Annotated in this window: 23 protein-coding genes; 12 read left to right on the top strand and 11 right to left on the bottom strand. The window is 52.2% G+C overall.

The window, feature by feature from the left end:
* Positions 1–29: 29 nt before the first annotated feature.
* The 4 genes from slmA to coaBC all read right to left on the bottom strand — a co-directional run bounded on the left by slmA (position 30) and on the right by coaBC (position 3,393).
* On the bottom strand, positions 30–644 hold the full coding sequence (gene slmA, locus Q8W32_RS07625) for a nucleoid occlusion factor SlmA (RefSeq protein ID WP_303432748.1): 615 nt from the start codon (positions 642–644) through the stop codon (positions 30–32).
* 11 nt (positions 645–655) lie between these two features.
* Complete coding sequence (argB, locus tag Q8W32_RS07620) at positions 656–1,558, bottom strand: acetylglutamate kinase (RefSeq protein ID WP_303432749.1); 903 nt, start codon at positions 1,556–1,558, stop codon at positions 656–658.
* A gap of 124 nt (positions 1,559–1,682) precedes the next feature.
* Positions 1,683–2,141: a dUTP diphosphatase gene (dut, locus tag Q8W32_RS07615; protein WP_305414391.1), complete on the bottom strand. Its 459-nt coding sequence runs from the start codon at positions 2,139–2,141 to the stop codon at positions 1,683–1,685.
* 43 nt (positions 2,142–2,184) lie between these two features.
* Entirely contained in the window at positions 2,185–3,393 is a 1,209-nt protein-coding gene (coaBC, locus tag Q8W32_RS07610; RefSeq protein WP_305414390.1) for a bifunctional phosphopantothenoylcysteine decarboxylase/phosphopantothenate--cysteine ligase CoaBC, read from the bottom strand.
* 168 nt (positions 3,394–3,561) lie between these two features.
* On the opposite strand from coaBC, the gene radC reads away from it, so the two are divergent.
* The 4 genes from radC (at position 3,562) to mutM (ending at position 5,917) form a co-directional block, all read left to right on the top strand.
* Positions 3,562–4,236, top strand: coding sequence for a DNA repair protein RadC (gene radC / locus Q8W32_RS07605; protein ID WP_303432751.1), 675 nt, complete (start codon positions 3,562–3,564; stop codon positions 4,234–4,236).
* 228 nt (positions 4,237–4,464) lie between these two features.
* Complete coding sequence (rpmB, locus tag Q8W32_RS07600; protein WP_303432752.1) at positions 4,465–4,701, top strand: 50S ribosomal protein L28; 237 nt, start codon at positions 4,465–4,467, stop codon at positions 4,699–4,701.
* A gap of 11 nt (positions 4,702–4,712) precedes the next feature.
* On the top strand, positions 4,713–4,871 hold the full coding sequence (gene rpmG, locus Q8W32_RS07595; RefSeq protein WP_036533854.1) for a 50S ribosomal protein L33: 159 nt from the start codon (positions 4,713–4,715) through the stop codon (positions 4,869–4,871).
* Positions 4,872–5,092: 221 nt separating this feature from the next.
* Positions 5,093–5,917, top strand: a complete 825-nt coding sequence (gene mutM, locus Q8W32_RS07590; RefSeq protein WP_303432754.1) for a bifunctional DNA-formamidopyrimidine glycosylase/DNA-(apurinic or apyrimidinic site) lyase — start codon at positions 5,093–5,095, stop codon at positions 5,915–5,917.
* Positions 5,918–5,961: 44 nt separating this feature from the next.
* On the opposite strand, the gene pgi is transcribed toward mutM, so the two are convergent.
* The 5 genes from pgi to Q8W32_RS07565 all read right to left on the bottom strand — a co-directional run bounded on the left by pgi (position 5,962) and on the right by Q8W32_RS07565 (position 11,529).
* Positions 5,962–7,620, bottom strand: a complete 1,659-nt coding sequence (gene pgi / locus Q8W32_RS07585) for a glucose-6-phosphate isomerase (RefSeq protein ID WP_303432755.1) — start codon at positions 7,618–7,620, stop codon at positions 5,962–5,964.
* Between the two features lie 128 nt (positions 7,621–7,748).
* Positions 7,749–8,405: a bifunctional 4-hydroxy-2-oxoglutarate aldolase/2-dehydro-3-deoxy-phosphogluconate aldolase gene (locus tag Q8W32_RS07580; protein WP_303432756.1), complete on the bottom strand. Its 657-nt coding sequence runs from the start codon at positions 8,403–8,405 to the stop codon at positions 7,749–7,751.
* Between the two features lie 302 nt (positions 8,406–8,707).
* Positions 8,708–10,204, bottom strand: coding sequence for a hypothetical protein (locus Q8W32_RS07575; RefSeq protein WP_303432757.1), 1,497 nt, complete (start codon positions 10,202–10,204; stop codon positions 8,708–8,710).
* 101 nt (positions 10,205–10,305) lie between these two features.
* The gene (locus Q8W32_RS07570; RefSeq protein ID WP_305414387.1) at positions 10,306–10,881 is read right to left on the bottom strand and encodes an LPP20 family lipoprotein; all 576 of its coding nucleotides are present in this window, start codon (positions 10,879–10,881) and stop codon (positions 10,306–10,308) included.
* 162 nt (positions 10,882–11,043) lie between these two features.
* Complete coding sequence (locus tag Q8W32_RS07565; protein ID WP_305414386.1) at positions 11,044–11,529, bottom strand: peptidylprolyl isomerase; 486 nt, start codon at positions 11,527–11,529, stop codon at positions 11,044–11,046.
* A 210-nt stretch (positions 11,530–11,739) separates the two neighbouring features.
* Here Q8W32_RS07565 and hslV point away from each other — a divergent pair, with 210 nt between their 5' ends.
* From hslV to Q8W32_RS07530, 7 genes are all read left to right on the top strand, one after another.
* On the top strand, positions 11,740–12,276 hold the full coding sequence (gene hslV, locus Q8W32_RS07560; RefSeq protein ID WP_305414385.1) for an ATP-dependent protease subunit HslV: 537 nt from the start codon (positions 11,740–11,742) through the stop codon (positions 12,274–12,276).
* The gene (gene hslU, locus Q8W32_RS07555) at positions 12,273–13,619 is read left to right on the top strand and encodes an ATP-dependent protease ATPase subunit HslU (protein WP_303432763.1); all 1,347 of its coding nucleotides are present in this window, start codon (positions 12,273–12,275) and stop codon (positions 13,617–13,619) included. Before hslV ends, hslU begins: the two co-directional genes overlap by 4 nt.
* 225 nt (positions 13,620–13,844) lie before the next feature.
* Positions 13,845–14,216 (top strand): DUF971 domain-containing protein, encoded by a 372-nt coding sequence (locus Q8W32_RS07550; protein ID WP_303432764.1) that lies wholly within the window; start codon positions 13,845–13,847, stop codon positions 14,214–14,216.
* 122 nt (positions 14,217–14,338) lie between these two features.
* Positions 14,339–17,023 (top strand): ribonuclease R, encoded by a 2,685-nt coding sequence (gene rnr / locus Q8W32_RS07545; protein WP_303432766.1) that lies wholly within the window; start codon positions 14,339–14,341, stop codon positions 17,021–17,023.
* Positions 17,024–17,085: 62 nt separating this feature from the next.
* Positions 17,086–17,823, top strand: a complete 738-nt coding sequence (gene rlmB / locus Q8W32_RS07540) for a 23S rRNA (guanosine(2251)-2'-O)-methyltransferase RlmB (RefSeq protein ID WP_303432768.1) — start codon at positions 17,086–17,088, stop codon at positions 17,821–17,823.
* 532 nt (positions 17,824–18,355) lie between these two features.
* Positions 18,356–19,387 carry a hypothetical protein gene (locus Q8W32_RS07535; RefSeq protein ID WP_305414384.1) on the top strand — a complete coding sequence of 344 codons (1,032 nt, stop codon included), beginning with the start codon at positions 18,356–18,358 and terminating at the stop codon, positions 19,385–19,387.
* Between the two features lie 21 nt (positions 19,388–19,408).
* Entirely contained in the window at positions 19,409–19,936 is a 528-nt protein-coding gene (locus tag Q8W32_RS07530) for a hypothetical protein (RefSeq protein ID WP_305414383.1), read from the top strand.
* A gap of 129 nt (positions 19,937–20,065) precedes the next feature.
* Here Q8W32_RS07530 and Q8W32_RS07525 read toward each other — a convergent pair whose 3' ends face one another.
* Entirely contained in the window at positions 20,066–20,719 is a 654-nt protein-coding gene (locus tag Q8W32_RS07525; protein WP_305414382.1) for a hypothetical protein, read from the bottom strand.
* A 710-nt stretch (positions 20,720–21,429) separates the two neighbouring features.
* Complete coding sequence (locus tag Q8W32_RS07520; RefSeq protein WP_305414381.1) at positions 21,430–22,245, bottom strand: hypothetical protein; 816 nt, start codon at positions 22,243–22,245, stop codon at positions 21,430–21,432.
* Between the two features lie 341 nt (positions 22,246–22,586).
* On the opposite strand from Q8W32_RS07520, the gene Q8W32_RS07515 reads away from it, so the two are divergent.
* The gene (locus Q8W32_RS07515; RefSeq protein ID WP_305414380.1) at positions 22,587–23,699 is read left to right on the top strand and encodes a mechanosensitive ion channel family protein; all 1,113 of its coding nucleotides are present in this window, start codon (positions 22,587–22,589) and stop codon (positions 23,697–23,699) included.
* The last annotated feature ends 91 nt before the right edge of the window (positions 23,700–23,790 follow it).

Raw genomic sequence — 23,790 nt, 5'->3', positions numbered from 1 at the left:
TTTATTCCGTCTATGCCGTTGCCGTTTATTCAGTAGGTCGGAATGTGCTTTGCCCGCAATAACTGGCTTTGTAACAGCGGCCACTGTTCATCCCAATAGGCGGTGGGTTTCAGGGCAAATTCCGTCCGTACAAACTGACGGATCTTGCCTTCGACCACAGCCGTCAACAAGTTGGCCAGCGCACTGGCCGTGTGCTGTGGCAGCTTGTCTTCACGCAATTCGGCTTCCCGGATGATTTGTCGGAACTGGGTGTCCAGCCGTTCAAAAAACTGCTGGATACGCTGACGCAGGCGCTCGGTTTCTCCCGCCAGGGCATCACCAGACAACAAGCGGCACATGCCGGGGTTGCGTTCAGCAAATGTCAGCAACAGCATCAGGGTGTGCTGGCAGCGCGCTTCAGCGGTGTCGATGTCTTGCAGGATCAGGTTGATACGGCTGAAAATTGTTTCTTCTATAAAAATAATCAGCCCTTCAAACATCTTTGCCTTGCTGGGGAAGTGGCGATACAGCGCCGCTTCTGAGACGCCCACCTCTTTTGCCAGATTGGCGGTGGTGATTCTGGCCCCAGGCTGGGTTTCCAGCATATGCACCAGAGCCTGAAGTATCTGGTCCTTGCGGGATAGCTTGTTTTCCGCCTGTGCCATGAATCCTCCTGTCAGCCTTTGCGGTTGGTAATCAGAGTGCCCACACCTTCATCAGTGAACAGTTCCAGCAGGGTCGAGTGTGCCACGCGTCCATCAATAATATGGGCGCTGGTGACGCCAGCATGGACGGCATCCAGCGCACATTGGATCTTGGGTAACATGCCACCGTAGATAGTACCGTCAGCAATCAGGTCGTCGACTTGCCGGGTAGTCAGACCGGTAAGGATATTGTTCTGCTTGTCCATCAAACCGGCGATATTGGTTAATAGAATCAGTTTTTCGGCCTTGAGTACTTCCGCGACCTTACCGGCAACCAAATCGGCGTTGATGTTGTAGGAGCGACCTTCTGAGTCGACACCAATCGGTGCAATAACCGGAATAAAATCACTGTCATTGAGCATGTCCAACACCTTGGTGTTGATACTGGCGACTTCACCAACGTGGCCGATGTCGATGATTTCCGGTTTTTCCAGATCCGGAGAAGCCCGGGTCACATGCAGCTTGCGAGCGTGCAGCAGCTGGCCATCCTTACCGGTCAGGCCAATGGCATCACCACCGTTCTGGTTGATCAGGTTGACGATGTCTTTGTTGACCAGGCCACCCAGTACCATTTCGACCACGTCCATGGTTTCGCTGGTGGTCACGCGCATGCCGTTAACAAAGTGGCTTTCGATATTGAGTTTGGTCAGCAACTCGCCAATTTGTGGCCCGCCGCCGTGCACCACAACCGGGTTGATGCCAACCAGTTTCAGCATCACCATATCGCGGGCAAAGCTGTTTTTCAGATGTTCGTCGATCATGGCATTGCCGCCGTATTTGACGACAATGGTTTTGCCTACAAAGCGTTGCAGGTAGGGCAGGGCCTGACTCAGAACGTTGACGGTTTGGATAGCGTCATCGCGGTTCAGCGGCATGGTGGGGCTCCATCGGGTGCAGGGCAAGGCCGATCACTCAATCGGCCCTGCAGTATGAGTATGGTTCAGGTTATTGGCAATCGGGCAGTATAGCCTGACCCGATTGGCGCTCGCTATGGATGGCTCAGTGGCGGCCAGAGTGGCCAAAACCACCGCTGCCGCGTTCTGTTGCCGTAAAGTCTTCTACTTGCTGGAGCCGGGCTTGTACCACGGGGACCAGCACCAGCTGTGCCAGACGTTCGCCGACATTCAGCGTGAACGGTTCGGTGCCACGATTCCAGCAGGATACCATGAGCGGGCCCTGGTAATCGGAGTCAATCAGACCGACCAGATTGCCCAGTACGATGCCATGTTTGTGGCCCAGGCCTGAGCGCGGCAGCAGCACGGCAGCGAGACCGGGATCATCGATATAAATCGCCATTCCGGTGGGAATCAGTACGGTCTGGCCGGGTTCGATAACCAGGCTGTCGGTTTCGATGCAGGCGCGTAAGTCCAGCCCTGCGGATCCGCTGGTGGCGTATTCTGGCAGTGGAATGGTATCGCCGAGGCGCGGGTCGAGAATTTTGAATTGCAAGGTGTGCACTGTAGCGGCTTCCTGTTGGTTTATGAGTGGCATCGGCGGGCTGTTATTGCGCCTTGAGTTGCTGGGCGATCGCTGCGATCAGTTGCCGCGCCAGCAGGGTTTTGTTCATGACGTCAAATTCGGTCGTACCGTGGCGGCTGTACAGCGTGACAGCATTATTTTCGGCACCGAAGCCAATATCCTGACGCGAGACATCGTTGGCAATGATCATATCGAGATTTTTGCGCTCGAGTTTGTCGCGGGCGTAACTGTCGACGTCGTGGGTTTCGGCGGCAAAACCAACGCTAAACGGCCGTTGTGGATGATGGGCCACGGTGGCGATAATATCGGGGTTCTTGACCAGCGTTAGCTGGATCTCGTCACCGGCTTTCTTGATCTTCTGTTCCGCTACCGCCGCCGGCCGGTAGTCGGCCACGGCGGCGCTGGCAATAAAAACGTCACATTGACCCAGCGTCGCTAATGACGCCGTCAGCATGTCAGCGGCCGATGTGACCGGCACCAGGGTGATCCGCTCGGGTACGGGCAGGCTGACCGGGCCGGAGATCAGTGTAACTTGCGCTCCGGCTTCCAGTGCCGCCTGGGCCAGTGCATAACCCATTTTACCAGAGCTGTGGTTGCTGATGTAACGCACCGGGTCGAGCGCTTCGCGGGTTGGCCCGGCCGTGATGACCACCTGCTTGCCCGCCAGGGTACCACTAACAAAACGGTCGGCCAGTTGTTGGGCAATCGCTTCGGGTTCGAGCATTCGGCCGAGGCCAATATCGCCACAGGCTTGGGCTCCGCTGCCGGGTCCAAACAGAGCCAATGCATCGCCGCGCAGCCGTGCCAATGTCGAGAGATTGTTCTTGGTCGTGGCGGCGGCCCACATTTGCTGATTCATCGCCGGTGCCAGGCAGAGCGGTGCTGAGCTGGCCAGACAGACGGTGGTCAGCAAGTCATCCCCCATACCGGCGGCAAGGCGGGCAATCAGGTCGGCACTGGCCGGTGCAATCAGGATGGTATCAGCCCAGCGTGCCAGTTCGATGTGACCCATACCGGCTTCGGCAGTCTCATCCAGCAAGGCGTGGTGCACTGGATTACCGGAGAGGGCCTGCAGCGTCAGCGGGGTGATAAATTCCATCGCACCAGCGGTCATAATGACTCGAACAGTGGCACCGGCCTTGGTCAGAGTGCGTACCAGTTCGGCGGATTTGTAGGCAGCAATGCCGCCGCTGATACCGAGCAAAATACGTTTGTTGGCTAATTGCAGCATGGAGAGCTCGTCAGTACTGGGGTAAAATTGGCGTCAGTATAACGCACAGGTGAAACGAAGGAGCCTCGTATCATAATGGCACCCGGAAGGTGACGGCACGATGACAGATGCTGTGCCCGTCAGGTGGTTGAATGAGCGAAGCATAACAGCACTGCAAGGAGGCAGATAATGGCAATCAGGGATTGGCCAGAGCAGGAACGTCCACGGGAAAAACTGTTGGCTCAGGGAGCGGCGTCGCTGTCGGATGCCGAGTTGCTGGCGATATTTTTACGTACCGGGGTCAAAGGCAAAAGTGCCGTGGATTTGTCGCGGGAGTTGCTGGCGGAGTTTGGTGGTTTACGGCCGCTCTTGATGGCAAGTGAAAAGCGTTTTTGCCAGCCTTTGGGGTTGGGGTCGGCCAAGTTTGCGCTGTTACAAGCCGTGCTGGAAATGGCTCGCCGTCATCTGGCGGAGCAGCTGCAAAAAGGTGATGCCCTGACCAGCCCGGAATTGACCCGGCGTTATTTGTCAGCACAGATCCGGGATCTCGATCATGAGGTGTTTGCGTGTCTGTTTCTGGATAACCAGAACCGGGTTATCCAGTACAAGGAGCTGTTTCAGGGCACCATTGATGGTGCGTCGGTGTACCCGCGTGAGGTGGTGAAGCAGGCGCTGGCCTACGGTGCTGCCGCCGTGATCTTTACTCATAATCACCCCTCCGGTGTGGCGGAGCCAAGCCGGGCGGACCGGCATATTACCGACAAGTTGCAGCAGGCTCTGGGGCTGGTGGATATCCGGGTGCTGGACCATATCGTGGTGGGTGATGGCGAAGAAGTGTCCTTTGCCGAGCGAGGCTGGATCTGACCTGAGAGCGACAGGCGCAGGTGTTTCAGGGCGGTAAAACGACGATTTCGGGTCGCCAGGTTCCGTACAAAAAATAAACTTCGGCTTGCGCTGTGTTTGTGGTTTTGGTATAAAGCGCAACTCTTTTCAGCCAGGGCCTATCTGGTGTCGCTTGTAAAAGCGCTCCAAGCCCACGGTTGCTAACGAAATTCAGATTGATCGATACAGTTAAGAATCGGGGCTAGATCCATGTCTAAGGTTTGTCAGGTAACAGGAAAAGGTCCTGTTTCCGGGAATAATGTTTCCCACTCAAATACCAAAACCAAGCGCCGTTTTTTACCCAACTTGCAATATCACCGTTTTTGGGTAGAAAGCGAAAGCCGTTTTGTTCGTCTGCGTGTATCAACTAAAGGTATGCGTATCATCGACAAGAAAGGCATCGATCCGGTGCTGGCCGAGCTGCGTGCTCGCGGCGAGAAATTCTAAGGAGACTGATTATGCCACGCGATAAAATCCGTCTGGTGTCCAGTGCCGGTACCGGTCACTTCTACACTACAGACAAGAACAAGCGCACCATGCCTGAGAAAATGGAAATCAAGAAATTTGATCCCGTTGTTCGCAAGCATGTGATGTACAAGGAAGCCAAGATCAAGTAATTGATTCTTCCTGTACAGGCTTGAAAAACCCGGTTATAGCTTAGGCTATCCGGGTTTTTTTATGTCTGGCGTTTGCTGTCGAGGGCTTTGTGCGCTCTGTTTGTGGTTTATATTTGATACTGTCAGAGCGGCCTCTGCAGGCTGTCTGTTTGCCCGCAGTGCCAGAACATCATGCCCAACAACCGTCCAATAACCATGTCAAAACATTATGTTAAAACACTATGCCAGAGCTTCCTGAAGTAGAAACCACTTTGCGGGGTATTACCCCTTACCTGCTCAATCAGACCATTGAGAATGTCGTGGTGCGCCAGTCGCGCTTGCGCTGGCCGGTGGCTGATGAGATATCAGCATTGACGGGCCAGCAGGTGACGGGCTTGAGTCGCCGGGGCAAGTACTTGCTGTTGCAGTTTGACGCCGGGACAGCGGTCTGGCATCTGGGTATGTCGGGGTCGTTGCGACTGGTGAAGGCCGAAGAAGATCCGCGGATTCATGATCATATTGACTGGGTGTTAGGTAACGGCTGGATCTTGCGTTATCACGACCCCAGACGCTTTGGTGCATTGCTGTGGCAGGCACCTGATACCGTGTTAAGCCAGATCGCTTCCCTGGGGCCAGAGCCGTTATTGCCCGAGGCGGAGTCGGGGTTATCCGCTGCGTCGCTGTATCAGCGCAGCCGGGGCAAGAAGCAGGCAATCAAGCTGTTTATTATGGATAACCATACCATGGTAGGGGTGGGGAATATTTACGCCAATGAGAGCCTGTTTATGGCGGGTATCCGGCCAACAACCGCAGCAGGCAACATCAGCAAGCCCAGGTTCGAACGCTTGTTGGACTGTATTCGCCAGGTGCTGGGGCAAGCCATTGAGCAGGGGGGTACAACGCTGCGGGATTTCGTCAACAGTGATGGCAATCCCGGTTATTTTGCCCAGCAGTTGCAGGTCTATGGACGAGGTGGCAAGCCGTGTCGGGTGTGTGAGACGACCTTGAAGGAGATTCGTCAGGGTCAGCGGGCAACCGTGTATTGCCCGCTGTGTCAACGCCGCTAGACGGCGATGTGCACCGTCAGCAGACGGTGGGTTAGATGGAGAGGTTACTCAAGGTTGCCGCTGTTTTTGCGTTGCTCGACAAAGTACTGCATCAGGTTGCGGGTGGAATCATCGTGGTCGTTACGCACGTCGCCACTTTGCAGTTCGGGCAGGATATTTTTTGCCAGGGTTTTGCCCAGCTCAACGCCCCATTGGTCAAAAGAACAGATGTCCCAGATGGTGCCGAGGATAAAAATCTTGTGCTCGTAGAGGGCAATCAAGGCACCCAGTGTGCGTGGGTTGAGCTGATCCAGCAGCAGGCTGTTGGTCGGGCGGTTGCCCTGGTGGATCTTATGGGGAATCAGGCGCTCGATATCGGCGCTCGACATGCCCTTGGCGGTCAGGTCCCGACGAATGTCGTCGGCATTGATACCACACATCAGGGCTTCGGTCTGGGCAAAGAAATTGGCCATCAGTTTTTCATGGTGGCCTTCCACGGGAGTGCTGCTTTCGATCGAACCGATAAAATCGGCCGGTACGACGGTACTGCCCTGGTGCAGGTATTGGTAAAAAGCATGCTGGCCATCAATCCCGAGCTGACCCCAAATAATTGACCCGGTGGTATAAGGAACAATATCGCCGTTACGGTCTACGGATTTGCCGTTGCTTTCCATTTCCGCTTGCTGCAGGTAGGCCGAGAATTTCTGCAATGGCCAGTCGTACGGCAAAATCGCCTGGCTGTGGCGGCCCATGAAGGTGCTGTTCCATAAGGCCGTCAGGGCCAGCCACATGGGGGCGTTGCGCTCTAATGGTTCATTGCGGAAGTGCAGGTCCATATCATGTGCACCCTGCAACAATTCTTCAAACTGTCTGAAGCCGAGATACAGGGCGATGGGCAAGCCAATGGCAGACCATAATGAAAAGCGGCCACCAACCCAATCCCACATCTGGAAGGTGTTTTCCAGTTTGATGCCAAAGGCTTTGACGGCTTCGGCGTTGCTGGAGACGGCAACAAAGTGCTGCGCCACGGCACGGCTGTCAAACGAGGATGCCATCAGCCAGTTACGGGCGGTCTGGGCATTGGTCATGGTTTCGGCGGTGGTGAAGGTTTTGGACGCCACCACAAACAATACCCGCTCCGGGTTGAGTCCTTTCAGCACATTGGCGATTTCCATGCCATCGACATTGGACACAAAGTGGATCTTGATCTGGTCGTCGGCATAGGGCTTGAGCGCCTGGGTTACCATGCGTGGGCCAAGGTCAGAACCACCAATACCAATGTTGACCACATCGGTAATGCGTTTGCCGGAATGGCCGCGCCAGCGGCCCTTGCGAACGGCATTAACAAACACCCGGATACGCTTGAGTTCATGCTCAATGACAGGCATGACATCTTCACCATCGACATACACCGGCGAGTGCCCGCGATTACGCAAGGCGGTATGCAGCACCGCCCGGTCTTCGGTGACATTGATATGTTCGCCGTTGAACATATCGTCGCGACATTTTTCCAGATCACATTGACGCGCCAATGCCAGCAGGTGCTGGAAGGTTTCGTCGTCGATGGGGTTCTTGGAGATATCCAGCAAGATGTTCTGGACCTTGAGCGAGTACTTGTCAAAACGTTCCGGGTCATCAAACAGTGATTGGATCGGGGTTTCAAGTGCTGGTTCGACGCGCTTTTGGAGGGCTTGCCAGGCGGGTAGTTGGGTAACGGCGGACATTGGTATTCCTTGTCTGTCTTACGGTAAACGGATTAAATGAATTGTTATTGATCGTTGTGACAACAAAACGACGCAGGGTACAGGTCGCCATTCTGTTGTCTGTCACCGGTATTGGTTGGGCACGGGTCTTAGCCGCGCAGGTTGCTGGCGCTTCTGGCCAGTTCGCGAATGGCATCCCAGTCTTTGGCTGCAATCAGCTCATCCGGTGTCAGCCAGGTACCGCCGACACACATAACGTTACCAAGGCTCAGGTAATCGTTGGCATTACCGGGACGAATGCCTCCTGTCGGGCAAAAACGCACTTCTGGAAACGGTCCGGCAATGGACTTCAGAATGGCTGTGCCACCGGCGGCAGCGGCGGGAAAGAACTTGAAGCGGCGGTAGCCAAAATCCATCGCCGTCATCATCTCCGAGACCGTCTGGATACCCGGTACCATGGGAATATTGGCAGCAATCGCACCAGCCAGCAGTGCCGGTGTGGCGCCAGGGGTAAAAACAAATTCACTACCGGCGTCAATGGCTGCCTGCAGATTGGCCGTATTGGTGACGGTACCCGCTCCCACCCGAGCTTCGGGAACGTGTTCAGCAATGGCGCGGATGGCATCCAGTGCGGCGTCACTGCGCAGAGTGATTTCCAGAACCGGCAAACCGCCATCCACCAGTGCTTGAGCCAGGGGTACGGCATCTTCCAGGTGTTCAATCTTTAGAACCGGAATCACCGGTGCCAGAGCGACCAGATCATCAATTTGCGAGATAAACGTAGCGGGATAATTGCTTGTGGTCATAACAACTCCTTGTGCGCGACTGTGAGCCAGGATTGCATCAATCATACAGATTCGATGTGACAAGTGCTGGTATCTGGCCGCCCTGACATATGTGGAAACCCCAGCTATCAGGGGTTCGAGTGATTATTACTGTTTTTATGCAATATACGCTCCCGGAATAGCAGGATGAATGCTGATACCGACAGTACAATGAATTCATCATATTGCCTCGCTCACCGGGTTGCGCGACTGCCTCCTCTCGACTGTCCAGTTTGCTTGGTGAGTACCGGTTCGGAGGCAATGACGCTTGACGCCCAGCGGGATCAGAATTTTCTTAACGTCGGTGTCTGGTCTTGATAACGGGGCATCATCATGCCGAGATCGGCATTGATGTAGGTCGGATCGGCTACCAGGTAGCGTTTGCCTTCAAACCGCCAGCCGCTGCCGGTGATGGCGCTGTCGGTGGCGTTCATGGCAATGGCGGTGGCAACGTGGCCCGGTAACTCGACAATCAGCACATCAGCATCCAGCAGCTGTTGCGCCAGCCAGCCAAACAGAGCAGCGCGGTCTTCGCAGTCGGAGTAAGGGTAGTGCAGGGTTTCCAGCGGGAACAGGTAGTTCTCGCTCTGAAACTGCTCGGCGTCGGTTTCATAACGGAAACCGGTTTGCACCAACCGTAGCAGGTAGTTGATTTTGCTCTGACGGTCGTTCAGTCGGGCCAGTCGAGGCCGTAACTGATCCAGTAATTGCTGGGCCGTAACGGCTGGTAATCCGGCCTGAAAGTAGCCTGGCAGTGCCAGTTGCGGGTAGGTGGCCAGATAAGCGCTGTAGTCGGCAGGGTAACTGACCTGAAGGGATTCAGTCTGGCCTTGCCAGCGAAAGCTGAGCGTTCGTGTTTCTTCGCCGCCACCAGGTACAAAGCGGTATGGATCGCTAAAACCGATGGGGCGTGAGCCCAGTTCATGAGTGCCCTGATAGGTTTTGACGGTCCCCAGTCCCAGTGGTTGCTCGCCGGGTTGAATGGCGTAATAACGCTGCTGGTCAAGCTCAAAATAGGTAACGCCGTAGAGCTTTTCCTGGGCCGGTAGCAGCAGGTGAATTTGCTGGTCGTAGGCGACTCTGGCATCAAAACCGGCTTTGACCAGTAAAAACCAGCAGTTCAGTACCTGACTGTTGGGGTCATCATGCAGAGCGTGAGCAAATTGACTGAACAGCACGGCGGTAGCCCAGTCGTTTAATTGCCAGTCACTGGCCGCGGCTGTTAGCGCATCGACAAGCGATTGATGTTGACTGCTAGCGAGTTGCTGCCAGTAAGTGGCAATACGTTTGTTATCAGGTCGACCGCTGAATGTCTGTTTGAAACCATCGGGAATCTCGACACTGAGACTGCGTCCATAAAACGTCAGTTGTACGGTATTGGGATTGGCTGGCAATGATTCCGGTGGGATAACCGCGGGCCGGGGTGTCGAAGGGGGTAATGGCGCCACCACGACGGGTGGCGGGAGCGGTTCACTGGTGGGCCGGGCTGGTTCTGGTGTATCGACCGGGGCCGGGCGGGCAACCGGCAGAGTATCCGGCTTGGGTTCCGGATCTCGTTGTTGTGCCGGTTCAACCTCGACGTCTTTCCAGCGCTGGTTGAGAAAGGTTAGAAAAGCGCGGTCATTTTTATCCAGATAGGACTGATAATTGTCCTGGGTCTGCTGTAACCACTGTTGGTATTCATTGGTTTGTGTCGGGGTGGCGGCCAGTGACCAGGCACTGGTCATCAAGGTGACGACAGCAACAAAGCCGCGTAAACCTTGCTGGAATCTGACGTTCATGGCACTTGCCCTCTCAGTTAAGTTACCTGAGCCGTTGTCGGGGATGGAACCAACACAGCAGAGCGAGGTGAACCTGGCTGCTGCTGTGTTGGGCAATCGGTTTATTTCAGTTTGGCGATTTCTTCAGCCAGTTCGTCAAAGGATTTTTCGGACTGGAATTTCTGCCACAGCGCCTGATCATTGGCCATGGAGGTTTTCAGGGCCTGTTCCGTTACCTGGGCCATGGTGTCGGCATTCAGACCAACCAGTACCACCATACCGCCGCTTGGGGTCGGCATCTGGCGCAGGATTTTGGAACCAACCAGGGTTTCCTTGGTGATCTGGCGAGTGACAGAGGAATTCACCTTGTCGACGGTTTCGCCATCTCCGGTACCCGTGGTCTCAGCATATTGCTTGATCATGTTCTGGACTTCGATACGCATGGTCTGAGCCAGCTCAACACGAGCAGCAGTGGCCGCCATTTGTTTCATGAAGTTGGGGCCAGCGGCAGTTTTGTCGGCATAACCAACTGCAGTCAGGTCGACACCATCAATCGGTGCGCCACAAACCCATTCCGGTGCTGCCTTGCCCGAACCATCAGCAAAAGCACAGCTGACCGGTTGGGTTTCGATCGACTGGTTGGATGAGCAGCCTGCCATAACCGCGACAGCCGCCATTGCCCAATGTTTAAACGCCATAACGTTCTCCTTGTGATATGAATGGGGTCGCTTTCTGATCAGATAAGCCAACACCCTGAATGGTTCATGCTTTGTAATGTCAATATGACCTGTCTTGCCTGTTGTCCCATGCTACGCCAGCACCATGACAATGTGATTGATCTGGTACGGCAGATCCGCCTGTCAGGACCCGTGTCCGCAGTGATCACCGGCGTGGGCGTGGCCATGGGCCAGCTCTTCGGCGGTGGCATCACGGGTACTGAGGATCGACACCTGAAACGTCAATGTCTTGCCTGCCAGCGGATGGTTGGTATCAACATCGGCCATAAATTTACCAACTTTGACGACCGTCACCTTGCGCGGGCCATGTTCTGTCTGAACTTCTGCAAGCATTCCGGCGCGCCAGCGTTTGGCACCTTGCAGATGTTTTACCGGCACCCGTTGTTGAGCGTCGTCGCGGCGCTGGCCATAGGCCTGATCCGGGGTCAGGGTCAGCAGTAATTCATCCCCTGCAGAGCGGCCATCAAGGGCCGCTTCAAATGCCCCCAGCATCTGTTTTTTGCCGTGCATATACAGCACTGGCTTGCCATCAAAAGTCGACTCAATCAGTTGGTTCTCGCTATCGGTCATGCGGTAGTGCAATTCAACAACGGTATTGGCAGTAATCATCTTGTTTTCCAGCGTATATTCAATTGTAGAGTATCCGGCTGTCGGTAAAGTCAGGCAACTGTTAAAAAAGCGTCAAAGGTAAGTAAAGGCAGTCCAACCAGAAATAACAGTGCGGTAAGGCAAATGTAATCCGCTTGGCATAGACACTTGATTTCGTGATTGACGGCCCCATCTTTTACCGCTGACCCGAATGTAAGCAGGAAGTACGCTATGACAACGATTGTATCCGTCCGACGTGGTGACCAGGTGGTGATTGCCGGTGATGGCCAGGTATCACTGGGTAATACCGTGATGAAAGGGAATGCACGCAAGGTCCGTCGGCTCTACAACAATAAGGTATTGGCCGGGTTTGCGGGCAGTACCGCGGATGCATTTACCCTGTTTGAAAAATTTGAAGCCCAGCTGCAGCAACATCATGGCCAGCTGACGCGTGCCGCCGTCGAGCTGGCCAAAGAATGGCGCTCGGACCGTGCGCTGCGCAAGCTGGAAGCGATTCTGGCAGTGGCAGATCACACCGCTTCCCTGATCATTACCGGTAATGGCGACGTGGTGCAGCCGGAAGAAGATCTGATTGGTGTGGGTTCTGGTGGTCAATTTGCCCTGGCCGCGGCTCGTGCCCTGTTACACAACACAGACCTGGAGGCACGAGACATAGCCGAAAAAAGCCTCACTATCGCCGGAGAGATCTGTGTCTTTACCAACAACAATATGACGGTTGAATGCCTGTCTGCCGGAGATAACGCATGAGCGAAATGACCCCGAGAGAAATTGTTCACGAGCTGGACCGTCATATTATTGGCCAGCAGAATGCCAAACGATCCGTCGCGATTGCCTTGCGTAACCGCTGGCGTCGCATGCAGCTGCCAAAAGCATTGCGCGATGAAGTGACCCCCAAGAATATCCTGATGATTGGTCCGACCGGGGTGGGTAAAACCGAAATTGCCCGACGTCTGGCCAAACTTTCCAACGCCCCTTTTATCAAGGTCGAAGCAACCAAATTCACCGAAGTGGGTTATGTCGGCAAAGACGTGGAATCCATTATTCGGGATCTGATCGAAACCGGCATTAAAATGCTGCGCGAGCAAGAGATGGTGCGAGTCAGCCACCGGGCTGAAGAAGCGGCAGAGGAACGTATTCTGGATGCTTTACTGCCTCCGGCTCGTTCCAATACACAAAGCGAGTGGGACACCACAACCAGCCCTAAAACCGAAGATTCCTCCACCCGTCAGATTTTCCGCAAGAAACTGCGTGAAGGTCAGCTGGATGACAAGGAAATTGATATCGCTGTTGCTCAGGCACCGGCAGGCGTTGAGATTATGGCGCCGCCAGGCATGGAAGAAATGACCAGCCAGTTGCAGAACATGTTTTCCAACATGGGGAGCGACAAAAAAACCACACGCAAGCTGAAAATCCGCGATGCTTTCAAGCAGCTTCAGGATGAAGAAGCGGCCAAAATGCTCAATATGGAAGACTTGAAAGCCAGAGCGATCGACCTGGTAGAGCAAAACGGCATCGTCTTTATTGACGAGATCGACAAGGTTGCCAAGCGAGGCGAATCCGGTTCCGGTGGTGATGTCAGCCGTGAAGGAGTACAGCGCGACCTGTTGCCGCTGATTGAAGGCAGTACCGTCAGCACCAAACACGGCATGATCAAGACTGACCATATCCTGTTTGTGGCTTCCGGTGCTTTCCACGTTGCCAAGCCGTCAGATCTGATCCCGGAACTACAGGGACGTTTGCCAATCCGGGTTGAATTACAAGCGCTGACACCGGGCGACTTCGAACGTATTCTGACTGAACCCAGCGCCTCGCTGACGGAACAATACCGTGCCTTGCTGCAGACCGAAGGCGTGGAGCTTGAATTCCGCCCGGACGCCATCAAGCGCCTGGCGGAGATCGCCTACGAGGTGAACGAAAGCACCGAGAACATTGGGGCTCGTCGTTTGCACACCATTATGGAGCGCCTGCTGGAAACCGTTTCCTTTGACGCCACCGACCTGAGCGACGCCGTTGTCATCGACGCCGCTTATGTTGAAGCCCAGTTGGGCGATGTGGTGAGAAACCAGGACCTGAGCCAGTTTATTCTCTGAGCCAAAGGCCTGGTTGACGCTGGTTGCTCTCGCTATAAGAGCAACCGCGTTCAATATTTGGTTGGGTATTTGGATATGAATGTTTAATCGAGTCGCCGAGAGACCGGCGACTATCCATACTGATTACCGTAATCCGACAACCCAAACCGTTAGCCGCAACGACCAACACACGCTAATCTGGCAACATTTGCCACGTGTTCCATCCCTCAGTTCGGGAGATACCCCATGAAGCCAGATGGCATCACCGTTAAAAAAAGCAGCCGTTGCCTGGTATTACGCTACGGCGAACAAAGCCATGAACTCAGTTTCGAATTCCTGCGGGTGTTATCACCTTCAGCCGAAGTGCGCGGTCACGGTACCGGCAACGGCGTGCTGCAATCGGGTAAAAAAGACGTCGGCCTGCTGCGGGTTGAACCCGCTGGCAACTACGCCCTGAAACTGGTGTTTGACGATGGTCATGATTCCGGGCTGTACGACTGGTCTTATTTGCACCATTTGTGTATGAATCAGGCAACGCTCTGGCAAGATTACCTTGATCAATTGGCCGCTGCCGGTGTGGGTCGGGAATCCATGTTGATTAATATTCGTGGACTATGACAGCAGATTGAGCAGCATCAGCTGCCTTTGGGTATACTGTCTGGCATGAATAACATAAAACCGGTCTCGACCAGCCGCCTGTGGCGCCCAAACACATCCCTCATAAAAACAGGAGCCGTACATTGACGGATTCTCCCACCCCAAAAAACTCCCCCATTCACGACCCCAACGCCGCGTTGGAGGCAAAGAAATACGACAATCCGGTACCCAGCCGGGAAGCATTGTTGACGCTGCTGGAGCAATCCGGCCGTCCAATGACTCATGAAGATGTGTGTGAAGCGCTGACAGAATCAGATCCCGAGCGGGTTGAAGCCCTGCGCCGCCGACTGATCGCCATGTCGCGGGACGGCCAGCTGATGAGCAACCGGCGCAACCAGTTTTTCCCCATGGAAAAAGCCGACCTGGTGACCGGTGTCGTCATGGGGCACAAGGACGGTTTTGGTTTCGTCTTGCGTAGCGATGCCGACGATATTTATCTGTCGAACCGGCAAATGCGCAAAGTCTTTCATGGTGACAAGGTCGCCGTGCAGATTCTTGGCCTGGATCGCCGTGGGCGTCCGGAAGGCAAGATCGTGCAGGTACTCGAACGTAACACCCAGCACGTCGTCGGCCGTTATTTCGACCAGGCCGGTGTCGGCGTGGTGCAGCCTGACAACAAGCGTGTCAGCACTGAAGTGCTGATTCCTGCTGATGGACGTAACGGTGCCGAGCACGGCCAGTTTGTAATGGTCGAAATCGTTGCCCAGCCAAAACAGGGTGGCTTGCCGGTTGGCAAGGTAGTTGAAGTGCTGGGCGAGCATCTGGCTCCGGGCATGGAAATCGAAGTGGCTATTCGCAGCCACGATATTCCCCACGAATGGCCAGCGGCGGTGACTGTCGAAGCCAAAAAGCTGTCTGACGAAGTACGTGAGGAAGACAAGGCCAACCGGATTGATTTGCGTCACCTGCCGTTTGTCACTATCGACGGTGAAGATGCCCGCGATTTCGACGATGCGGTGTACTGCGAACGTAACAAGAACACCGGTGGCTGGCGTTTGTACGTTGCCATCGCCGACGTATCCCACTACGTCAAACCGGGTTCGGCACTGGATATTGAAGGCCATACCCGCGGCAACTCGGTGTATTTCCCCGGGTTTGTGGTGCCGATGCTGCCAGAAAAACTGTCCAACGGGCTGTGTTCCCTGAATCCGGCAGTGGACCGTTTGGTGCTGGTGTGCGAAATGACCATCTCCAAAGCCGGGAACATCTCCGGTTACAAGTTTATGGAAGGGCTGATTCACTCCCATGCCCGCCTGACCTACAACAAGGTCTGGTCGATGCTGCAGCAACCGCGCAGTGAAGAAGGCCAGATCTGGCGTGATCATTACCCGGCGGTCGTGCCTCACATCGAAAATCTGTACAGCCTGTTCCAGCTGTTGCGCAGCAAGCGTGAAGAGCGGGGTGCAATGGACTTCGACTCGGTCGAAACCCGCATTGTGTTTGATGCCGAGCGCAAGATTCAGGAAATCGTGCCGATCAGTCGGAACGATGCCCATATGCTGATTGAAGAGTGCATGCTGGCCGCCAACGTGTGCGCCGCCAGCTTCCTGGAAAAATATCAGGTGCCCTGTGTTTACCGCGTCCATCCAGGCCCGAATGAAGACAAGCTGGAAAACCTGCGCTCGTTTCTTGGTGAGCTGGGGCTGGCAATCAATACCGGTAAAGGCAAGCCGACCCCGAAAAACTATCAGGAATTACTCAGCAGTATTCAGGATCGCCCGGACTCCCATCTGATTCAGACCGTGTTACTGCGCTCGCTCAGTCAGGCGGTTTATCACCCGGAAAACGAAGGCCACTTTGGTCTGGCGTACAAGGCCTACACTCACTTTACCTCGCCGATTCGTCGCTATCCGGATTTGCTGGTGCATCGTGCTATTCGCAGCGTGATTCGCAGCGAACAGGAATGCCGTAACGTCATCCGTGCCGAAGGTGCCAAGCCGCTGGCCAAGGCCGAAATCTATCCCTACGATACGGCGCAAGTCATCCAGCTGGGTGAACACTGCTCCATGACCGAGCGTCGTGCCGATGACGCCACTCGGGACGTGAACGACTTCCTTAAATGTGAGTACATTCAGGATCGGGTTGGTGACGTGTTCGAAGGCGTTATCACGGCCGTGACCGGCTTTGGTTTGTTTGTTGAACTGAAAAACGTCTATGTCGAAGGGTTGGTGCATATCTCCTCGCTGGCGAATGACTTCTACCAGTTTGATGCCACCAAACACCGGCTGGTTGGCGAACGCACTCGTCGCACCTTCCGCCTGGGAGACAGCCTCTGGGTGCAGGTGTCGGGTGTTAATCTGGACGAACGCAAGGTCGACTTCGATCTGGCTACCGCGCCAGGCAAAGCCGGGCAAGCAGCGCCGGAAGCGCCACGTTTGCCTCGTCGGCGGGCCAAAAGCACCGCCTCTGGAGCAACAACGACTGGCAGCAAGGATGAAACGCTCAAGCCTTCTGGCCGTCGTCGCCGTAAAAAACCGGCGGCCAACAAGTCCGCGGCGGCAACCGCTCCCGCCATGGTAGCCGGCGCTGCTGTCAATAAAGGGGGCAGTGTGGCCGAGAAAGACGCGGCTGGTGGTAAAAAGAAAAGCCGCAAAAAATCGCCCAGCAAGCGCCAGAAACTGAACGCCAAAAAAGCACCCGCCAGTGGTGTTGCGGCGGCGGCTACCAAAGCCAAACCAAAAGCCAAAAAGCCGAAGCGTAAAGCCGCTCCTGGACCCAAGGCCGCTCCCAAAGCTGGCTCAAAGGCCAAAAGTACCACCAAACCCTGACTAGCATACACTGAGGGCTGTTTGCCATTCGCTCGCGAGTGGCCCTCCAACGAGACAAATGAATGAAGCTTGATGCTGTATACGGCCTGCACGCCGTCACCACTCTGCTACAACGCAGCCCGGATCAGGTGACAGAAGTCTGGGTACAAAAAGGCCGCGTTGATCAACGCATGCAAAAGGTATTGGACGAAGCCCAGCGACTTGGCCTGGATATTCGTGAAGCCGACAAAGGGTTGTTGAACCAGAAAGCCGATGGTAACCATCAAGGTGTCATTGCGTTCCGCAAGCCGCTACAGGGAGTGAGCGAGCGTAATCTGCCAGATGTACTCGATCGCATCGAAGGCCCGGCCTTTATCCTGATTCTGGATGGCGTTACCGACCCGCACAATCTGGGTGCCTGCTTGCGCACCGCCGATGCTGCCGGTGTGCATCTGGTGATTGCCCCAAAAGACAAATCAGCGCCGCTGAATGCCACTGTCGCCAAGGTGGCCTGTGGTGCTGCGGAAGTCGTGCCTTATGTACAGGTGACCAACCTGGCCCGTACCATGACCGAACTGCAAGAACGCGGTATCTGGCTGGTGGGTACCGCAGGAGAAGCCACCACCGCGGTGTATCAGCAAGACCTCACAGGTCCGCTGGCACTGGTGATGGGGGCTGAAGGTGCTGGCATGCGCCGCCTGACCCGCGAACACTGCGATCATTTGATCAATATCCCGATGGCGGGGGAAGTCAGCTCGGTAAATGTCTCGGTAGCGACCGGTATTTGTTTGTTTGAAGCGGTGCGGCAGCGGCTGTCGTGATAAACCGTTGGCCTGTTGTTTTGGTGGCGTGAACGTAGTCTCCCAGGCTTTTTCAACCTACCTGATGACCAAAGTCATATGGTAGGTTGGGCTAGTGTAGCGACGCATAACATCCCGTTTAAGATCAAAGTCCATATCTGTCGTCGTTGAAGCTAACAGGCACTTTTATGGCTCTTTTGCCATGGAATCAGGTACACGTTCTCTAGGAAAACTCTTGCAAGCTGTCGACAGGCAGTGCCAATCGATTGTGGCCATTGCCACTCATGAACCAAAACGGTCTTGTCGAGCTCTGGCGTCAGAGCAAATCTGTCCAATCCGTCATTAAATATATCTTAATACGAAAGAGAACTCAGACTTGGTTTACCATGATGAGGTACTCTTTCTGAAGGGTTCCTAGGTGCAATAATTAGTGATAAAATAAATACTAGATATTTTTTTGAGAATAAATATGAGAACATTGTATTTGCATATAGGGTTTCATAAGACGGGGTCTTCGTCATTACAATTAGCTCTATATAATAATAGATCAAATTTGTTGGATGTCGGTTGGGAATTTTTGTCACTTGATAAACTGGGTAATTCATCATCTTTTATTAAGATAAAAGGTAGTGAGTCAATGGAGTATGAAGTGTCTTCAGATTTTGATGGTTTCTTGGGTAAATCGACCCAAGATAACGTTATCATTTCTGGAGAACATTTTTCTCTTTTGAATGATGAAGAGGAAATATCCAAATTAAAAGAAACTATTTTATGTTATTTTGATAAGGTGGTTATTATTGTTTATTTGAGACGCCAGGATAAACTTGCGTTATCGTTTAAGCAACAGGCCGCAAAATGTAGTGTTCCGAAACTTATGTTGTCTAGCTGTTTATGCGGACATTCTGCTTCAGCATTACCTGAATTAACGGACGATTTGAAAAAATATTTGGATTTTGAAAGCAAAATAAAAATATGGTGCAATATTTTTGGAAAAGAATCAGTTTCACTTCGATTGTTCGAAAAAAATAACTTGATTGATGGTGATATTTGTTCGGATTTTCCAAGAATAATAAACCTCCCTTATTCTTTGGAATCCATCCGGGTGAACGAGGGGGTTAGTAGATTATATAGCCTGTGTTCACATCTTCTCATAAATTTGGATTATCCATCCGTGATCGTTGACAAAGTCAGGTCAAAAATTAACCGTGATAGCTGTAAAGTGATGCCATCAAAGAAGGAAGCACAAGAATTCTATTCCGTTTTTGAGAATAAAAATCATACTTTATTTGATTGGTTTGGTCTTGAACAAAGTTTTGATGGTAGTTTTGAAGACTACCCTGATGAAAGCAACTATAAGTTCACAGAAGAAGAATTCAATTCTATATTGGGTATTATCTCAACTTTATCCTATAAAGCAGATTATCTTACAGAAAAAGAGATTGATATTGTGCGAGACTCGGCTTTGCTTTTGGAGAAGGTTGATCTGAAGAAAGCAAATTCTTTGATGCTTATCGCCAATAGATTCAGGCCGCATGGTGGGTTTATAAGAGAAAAGATCGAATATTATAAGTCATTATTGAAGTAAGTTATTTCTGGGGTGTTGCTTTTGTTCGAATTATTATATGGTGACAATATTTTAGAATTGGACCATTCCAGTTCTAAACCTTGTAAAGGTTGCGGGGTTGTTGGGGGTGTTTATTTAAAATATTCAATTTTGAACACTGAAGCCCCATTGGTAATAAGCTTTTCGAATGCGGGAGAGGTTACTAATCCAAATAATATACATGAAACCTCGTATTCTCCATGGGGATATGAGTATCTCTGCAAGAAAAATTTAAATGTAATATCTTTTTCTTGCATAGGAGAGACTACTTGGTACAGAAATGATTTGTTTATTGATTTTCTTGAGAGTTTTGCTTTGCAGTTGAAGAAATTTCGACGGAAAATTGGCTATGGTGGTTCTATGGGAGGCTATGCAGTGAGTGCTTTTGCCAACTTGCTGGAATTAGATAGTGTACTCCTGATGAATCCTATTAGCTCATTGAATACTTCTTCTCTTGTTCCTTGGGAAACAAGGTTTGCAAGTGCTGCTAACGGTTTGAATTGGGAACAGCTTGTTACGCACCAGTCGTAGGTTGGATAAGCGCCCGACACCGAACCAGCCAACACCTGAAACCCGATTAGCGCGTCATCCGACACTTGTTACGCACCAGATAGAAAAGGCCCAGCTGTTGTTTATTATCAGGTATCGGTTTCCGGTTAATCAATAAATTTTATCTATATTATCAAGTCGATATTTGATATAGCCTCTATGGGCCTTAATACGTTTAATAAAATCATCAACTTCTTTAACATACAAATCATGGCCATCAGCACGACACGCCCCCTTTTGAACGAGTCTAAAGTTAAACCGTTCAATCAAAGCCCTTCCTTCATTTTTAGCTGCTGTGACATATAAATTTCTTGAATTATTATTAGCTTGCAACTCTTTTGCTATTTCATTTATAAAATACCGCAAGAATAATTTCCTGCCATTTGAATTTATAGCTATAGAGAAAAAATAAAAATCCCTACAATGACCAACAGCATCCTTATATTGGAGAATATCATTGCTGGTAAAACTTTTTTCGCAAACCTCCCCTGCTAAGAATTTATCTAATGACTCTTTTTTTAGAGGCAATATAGAGAAGTACCCTGCAACCTTATTATCATCAACTAGACAGGTAAAAATTTTTGGGTTTTTATTATGCCATTCGAAAAACTTATTCCTATCAATTATTTCATGCTTATCGAAAACACTTTCATCCAGCTTTACAATCTCATCTATATCATACAACCTAGCATATCTAAAGAAAGTCGAACCAACTGGCAATAAACATGAATTATTTATAACTTTCTCTTGATCATAACCTTTCATAAAGAAACCACAATACAGCTATGCCTTTCAGTGACTAAAAGCATCTTCATGCTGCCCTCTATTCCTAACAAGCCTGTAGAAAAATTTATTTCTAATCAATTTACCCACTAGCTCATTTTCCATTGTTAATTGCCGGTTTTATCGGCAACCCTTGGCTAATTCTGTGTTTCCGGTCTCTCAGGCTTTAGCTGTCTAAAAGCCAGATACCATATCACTTTCAGTGCCTGTTCTAAGGTTATAAAGAACGGAACAGTTTCGCAGAACAGGGTTTTTGAGTGCGGGACAGTATCACAAAACAGGGCTTTAAAGATAAGGCTGGTGAAACGCGGACAGACCCAGCTTTTCAGCCTCTTTATAAAAAATAGGGATAATTCAGGGCATGCTCAAAAGTACCTGGCTGCAACTGATCCTGATAATTAATGACCACCATCGACGTTTGCTTGTAATCATAGTGTTTGAACGAGCCATCACCGCCTCCTGCATTTCAAAACCCGGTCAGATCATAGTTCGGGAGGTTTTTCTACAGCCTGAACGCCGCCAACACGGGCGAGCAATTTGTTGCGAGTCCAGCCTCAGCTTTGCTGAGGCTGTGTGATTCGCAGATCTCTGACAACCAGGAAACGACGCTTTTTTCTCCTGGTTATGATTTCCCTCAGCCCTGTGTGACACCTTTAACGCGAACACCCTCGATCATCCATACAATAGAGGACTCAGAACCGATACCCGACGGCGCCAATATATTCATCGTAGAACACTTTTTGACGGGCCCTGTCGCTGCTGCTATGAGTGGTCAGTACATCGGTCATATTGACGTAACCGTACTTGCCAATAAAGCGCACAAACAATCCTCGCCAGACGTTGGCTTCCACGCCGATTTTCACCAGCGTGCTGTAACCGGCAATATGCCACTCATCGTTACGCGCGCCACTCATCAGTTTGACGTTACTTTTCGGGTACATAATGCCCGCACCCGCACCGGCAAACAGGGCAATGTCCTTGTCCGTACCGTACTGCCATACCGGTAAATAGGCCTCGGTTTCCAGTGAGATCTGGTTAAAGCCATCGGTGTGTTCGTAGGTGAGGAAGTCGCCGCTTAATACAACCTCTTCGGCGGCAGGGTTGGTTTTCTCGAAACCGTCGCGATCGTTCACTCCGGTCATGGTGACGGTCTGGTCCTGGACCATAACGTACTTCATATGATCCCAGCCCAGCGAGACTGACCAGTTATCCTGCACAAAGTAGCCGAAACGCCAGTTGTATTGGGGAATCGTCAAGCGGCCGGGGTTCAGGTAGCTGTGAAAAACCTGTGCAATGCTGAACGGGGTCTGATGATCCTTGGCGGAGACGTTATGCAGGGTAAAGTCGTAGTCGTCTCCCTCAAAATGGATATCGCTGTCGGAGTAGGTGGCGTTGTTCCAGCCCCAATAGCCGTACCAGTCGCCCTGGCTGCGCATGGCGGCTTCACTGGCAACGGAATAGCAGGAGCTGGCCATTAATAAAATGGCAACGGAAAGAGGGTGTTTCATGAAATGACTACCTTGAGATGAAAACAGGATCAGGAACAAGAGGCCGGGGAGGGTATCAGCTATATGGCTGATCGGTAATGTATTTTTATGGAACAAGGTTGTGTAAGACTCAATACAAGTTGCATAAATCAAGCGGATTCATGTTCGGTTGAGGCGATAGTAGCACCGACTCTGCGCTCAAACCGGAATAAAGCCATGTATTGGCCACCATATCGGCATCACTGCGACTGAATATCTGCCATGGATTCCACCAGTGAATTGTTACTTTCATGGTTTTTCCCTACTCTCTCGATCTTGTGCTTATTACTTCCGTTGCGTTTGCTGTTGCCAAGGATCGATTTATGTCCGATTTCGTTTTTACACTGCCAGATTGGTGGCATGACCTGGTCAGCCAGAATTATGACTGGTTCTGGGATGTCTCCATTGCCCTGACGATTATGGTGGTGGCTGCTTTTGTCTGGCGTATTGTGCGCAAGCGTCTGGCTCGGCTGGCAGCTCATAGTAATAATCAGTGGGATGATGTGCTGCTGAATGCCATTGCGGTGCCGGTGAACTGGATCATTATTGCCATTGGCGCCACCTGGGTGGCCGATATTACTACCCGTAACTTTCAGCTGGATGTCATGACCAGCGTGCCGGTGGTGCGGCAGCTGTCGTTGATTATCCTGGTGGCCTGGGGAATCTGGCGGCTGATTAACCAGGTAGAGCAGCGGCAGATTGTACGGGGAGCCGATCCAACCACGATTCAGTTGGTCGGCAAGCTGGCCAAGGTCGCCGTCACGATATTGATCATGATGCCGGTATTCCAGTCGCTGGGGATTACCATTTCTGGCTTGCTGGCGTTCGGTGGGGTCGGCGGGCTGGTGGTTGGCCTGGCGGCCAAGGACTTGTTGGCTAACTTTTTTGGTTCGATCGTGGTGTATATGGATCGCCCCTTCAAAGTAGGAGACTGGATCCGTTCCCCGGATCGCAATATCGAAGGTACGGTGGAGCACATCGGCTTTCGGGTTACCTGTATTCGCACCTTCGACAAACGCCCCTTGTATGTACCTAACTCGGTATTTACCAGTATTGCGGTGGAAAACCCGTCACGGATGCTGAATCGCCGTATCTATGAAACCATCGGCTTGCGTTATCAGGACTCCCACTTGCTGGATAATGTGTTGTACAAGATCGATACCATGTTACGAGCACATCCGGATATCGATACCGATCAAATGATCATGGTGAACTTCAACAGTTTTGGTGCCTCCAGTCTGGATTTCTTTGTGTACTGTTTTACCAAAACCACCGACTGGAGCACCTACCACAAGGTCAAGCAGGCAGTGATGCTGGAGATGATCCGTATCATCCATGCTGAAGGAGCTGACTGTGCCTTCCCGACACGCACCTTGCATCTGGAGTCCATGCCGCCGGCGGCCATGGCGAACGACGGCGCGGCCTCCCGCGTCTGATCAAGGCTGGTCTGGCTCTGGTCGCAGCAGAGCCAAAGCAGATCAGGAATGGTATGGTCGTTGTCTGAAAAACCAGCAACGATGGAGCCTG

Source organism: Oceanobacter sp. 3_MG-2023 (genome assembly GCF_030688925.1).
Lineage (GTDB): Bacteria > Pseudomonadota > Gammaproteobacteria > Pseudomonadales > Oceanobacteraceae > Oceanobacter.
The sequence above is the reverse complement of the archived record's forward strand: the minus strand, read 5'-3'. Positions and strand labels throughout refer to the sequence as shown.

Bases quoted from the DNA above. Each gene is read 5' to 3' on its own strand.
- slmA (WP_303432748.1), bottom strand. From the start codon at position 644: ATGGCACAGGCGGAAAACAAGCTATCCCGCAAGGACCAGATACTTCAG.
- argB (WP_303432749.1), bottom strand. From the start codon at position 1,558: ATGCCGCTGAACCGCGATGACGCTATCCAAACCGTCAACGTTCTGAGT.
- coaBC (WP_305414390.1), bottom strand. From the start codon at position 3,393: ATGCTGCAATTAGCCAACAAACGTATTTTGCTCGGTATCAGCGGCGGC.
- radC (WP_303432751.1), top strand. From the start codon at position 3,562: ATGGCAATCAGGGATTGGCCAGAGCAGGAACGTCCACGGGAAAAACTG.
- rpmB (WP_303432752.1), top strand. From the start codon at position 4,465: ATGTCTAAGGTTTGTCAGGTAACAGGAAAAGGTCCTGTTTCCGGGAAT.
- rpmG (WP_036533854.1), top strand. From the start codon at position 4,713: ATGCCACGCGATAAAATCCGTCTGGTGTCCAGTGCCGGTACCGGTCAC.
- mutM (WP_303432754.1), top strand. From the start codon at position 5,093: ATGCCAGAGCTTCCTGAAGTAGAAACCACTTTGCGGGGTATTACCCCT.
- pgi (WP_303432755.1), bottom strand. From the start codon at position 7,620: ATGTCCGCCGTTACCCAACTACCCGCCTGGCAAGCCCTCCAAAAGCGC.
- Q8W32_RS07580 (WP_303432756.1), bottom strand. From the start codon at position 8,405: ATGACCACAAGCAATTATCCCGCTACGTTTATCTCGCAAATTGATGAT.
- Q8W32_RS07575 (WP_303432757.1), bottom strand. From the start codon at position 10,204: ATGAACGTCAGATTCCAGCAAGGTTTACGCGGCTTTGTTGCTGTCGTC.
- Q8W32_RS07570 (WP_305414387.1), bottom strand. From the start codon at position 10,881: ATGGCGTTTAAACATTGGGCAATGGCGGCTGTCGCGGTTATGGCAGGC.
- Q8W32_RS07565 (WP_305414386.1), bottom strand. From the start codon at position 11,529: ATGATTACTGCCAATACCGTTGTTGAATTGCACTACCGCATGACCGAT.
- hslV (WP_305414385.1), top strand. From the start codon at position 11,740: ATGACAACGATTGTATCCGTCCGACGTGGTGACCAGGTGGTGATTGCC.
- hslU (WP_303432763.1), top strand. From the start codon at position 12,273: ATGAGCGAAATGACCCCGAGAGAAATTGTTCACGAGCTGGACCGTCAT.
- Q8W32_RS07550 (WP_303432764.1), top strand. From the start codon at position 13,845: ATGAAGCCAGATGGCATCACCGTTAAAAAAAGCAGCCGTTGCCTGGTA.
- rlmB (WP_303432768.1), top strand. From the start codon at position 17,086: ATGAAGCTTGATGCTGTATACGGCCTGCACGCCGTCACCACTCTGCTA.
- Q8W32_RS07525 (WP_305414382.1), bottom strand. From the start codon at position 20,719: ATGAAAGGTTATGATCAAGAGAAAGTTATAAATAATTCATGTTTATTG.
- Q8W32_RS07520 (WP_305414381.1), bottom strand. From the start codon at position 22,245: ATGAAACACCCTCTTTCCGTTGCCATTTTATTAATGGCCAGCTCCTGC.
- Q8W32_RS07515 (WP_305414380.1), top strand. From the start codon at position 22,587: ATGTCCGATTTCGTTTTTACACTGCCAGATTGGTGGCATGACCTGGTC.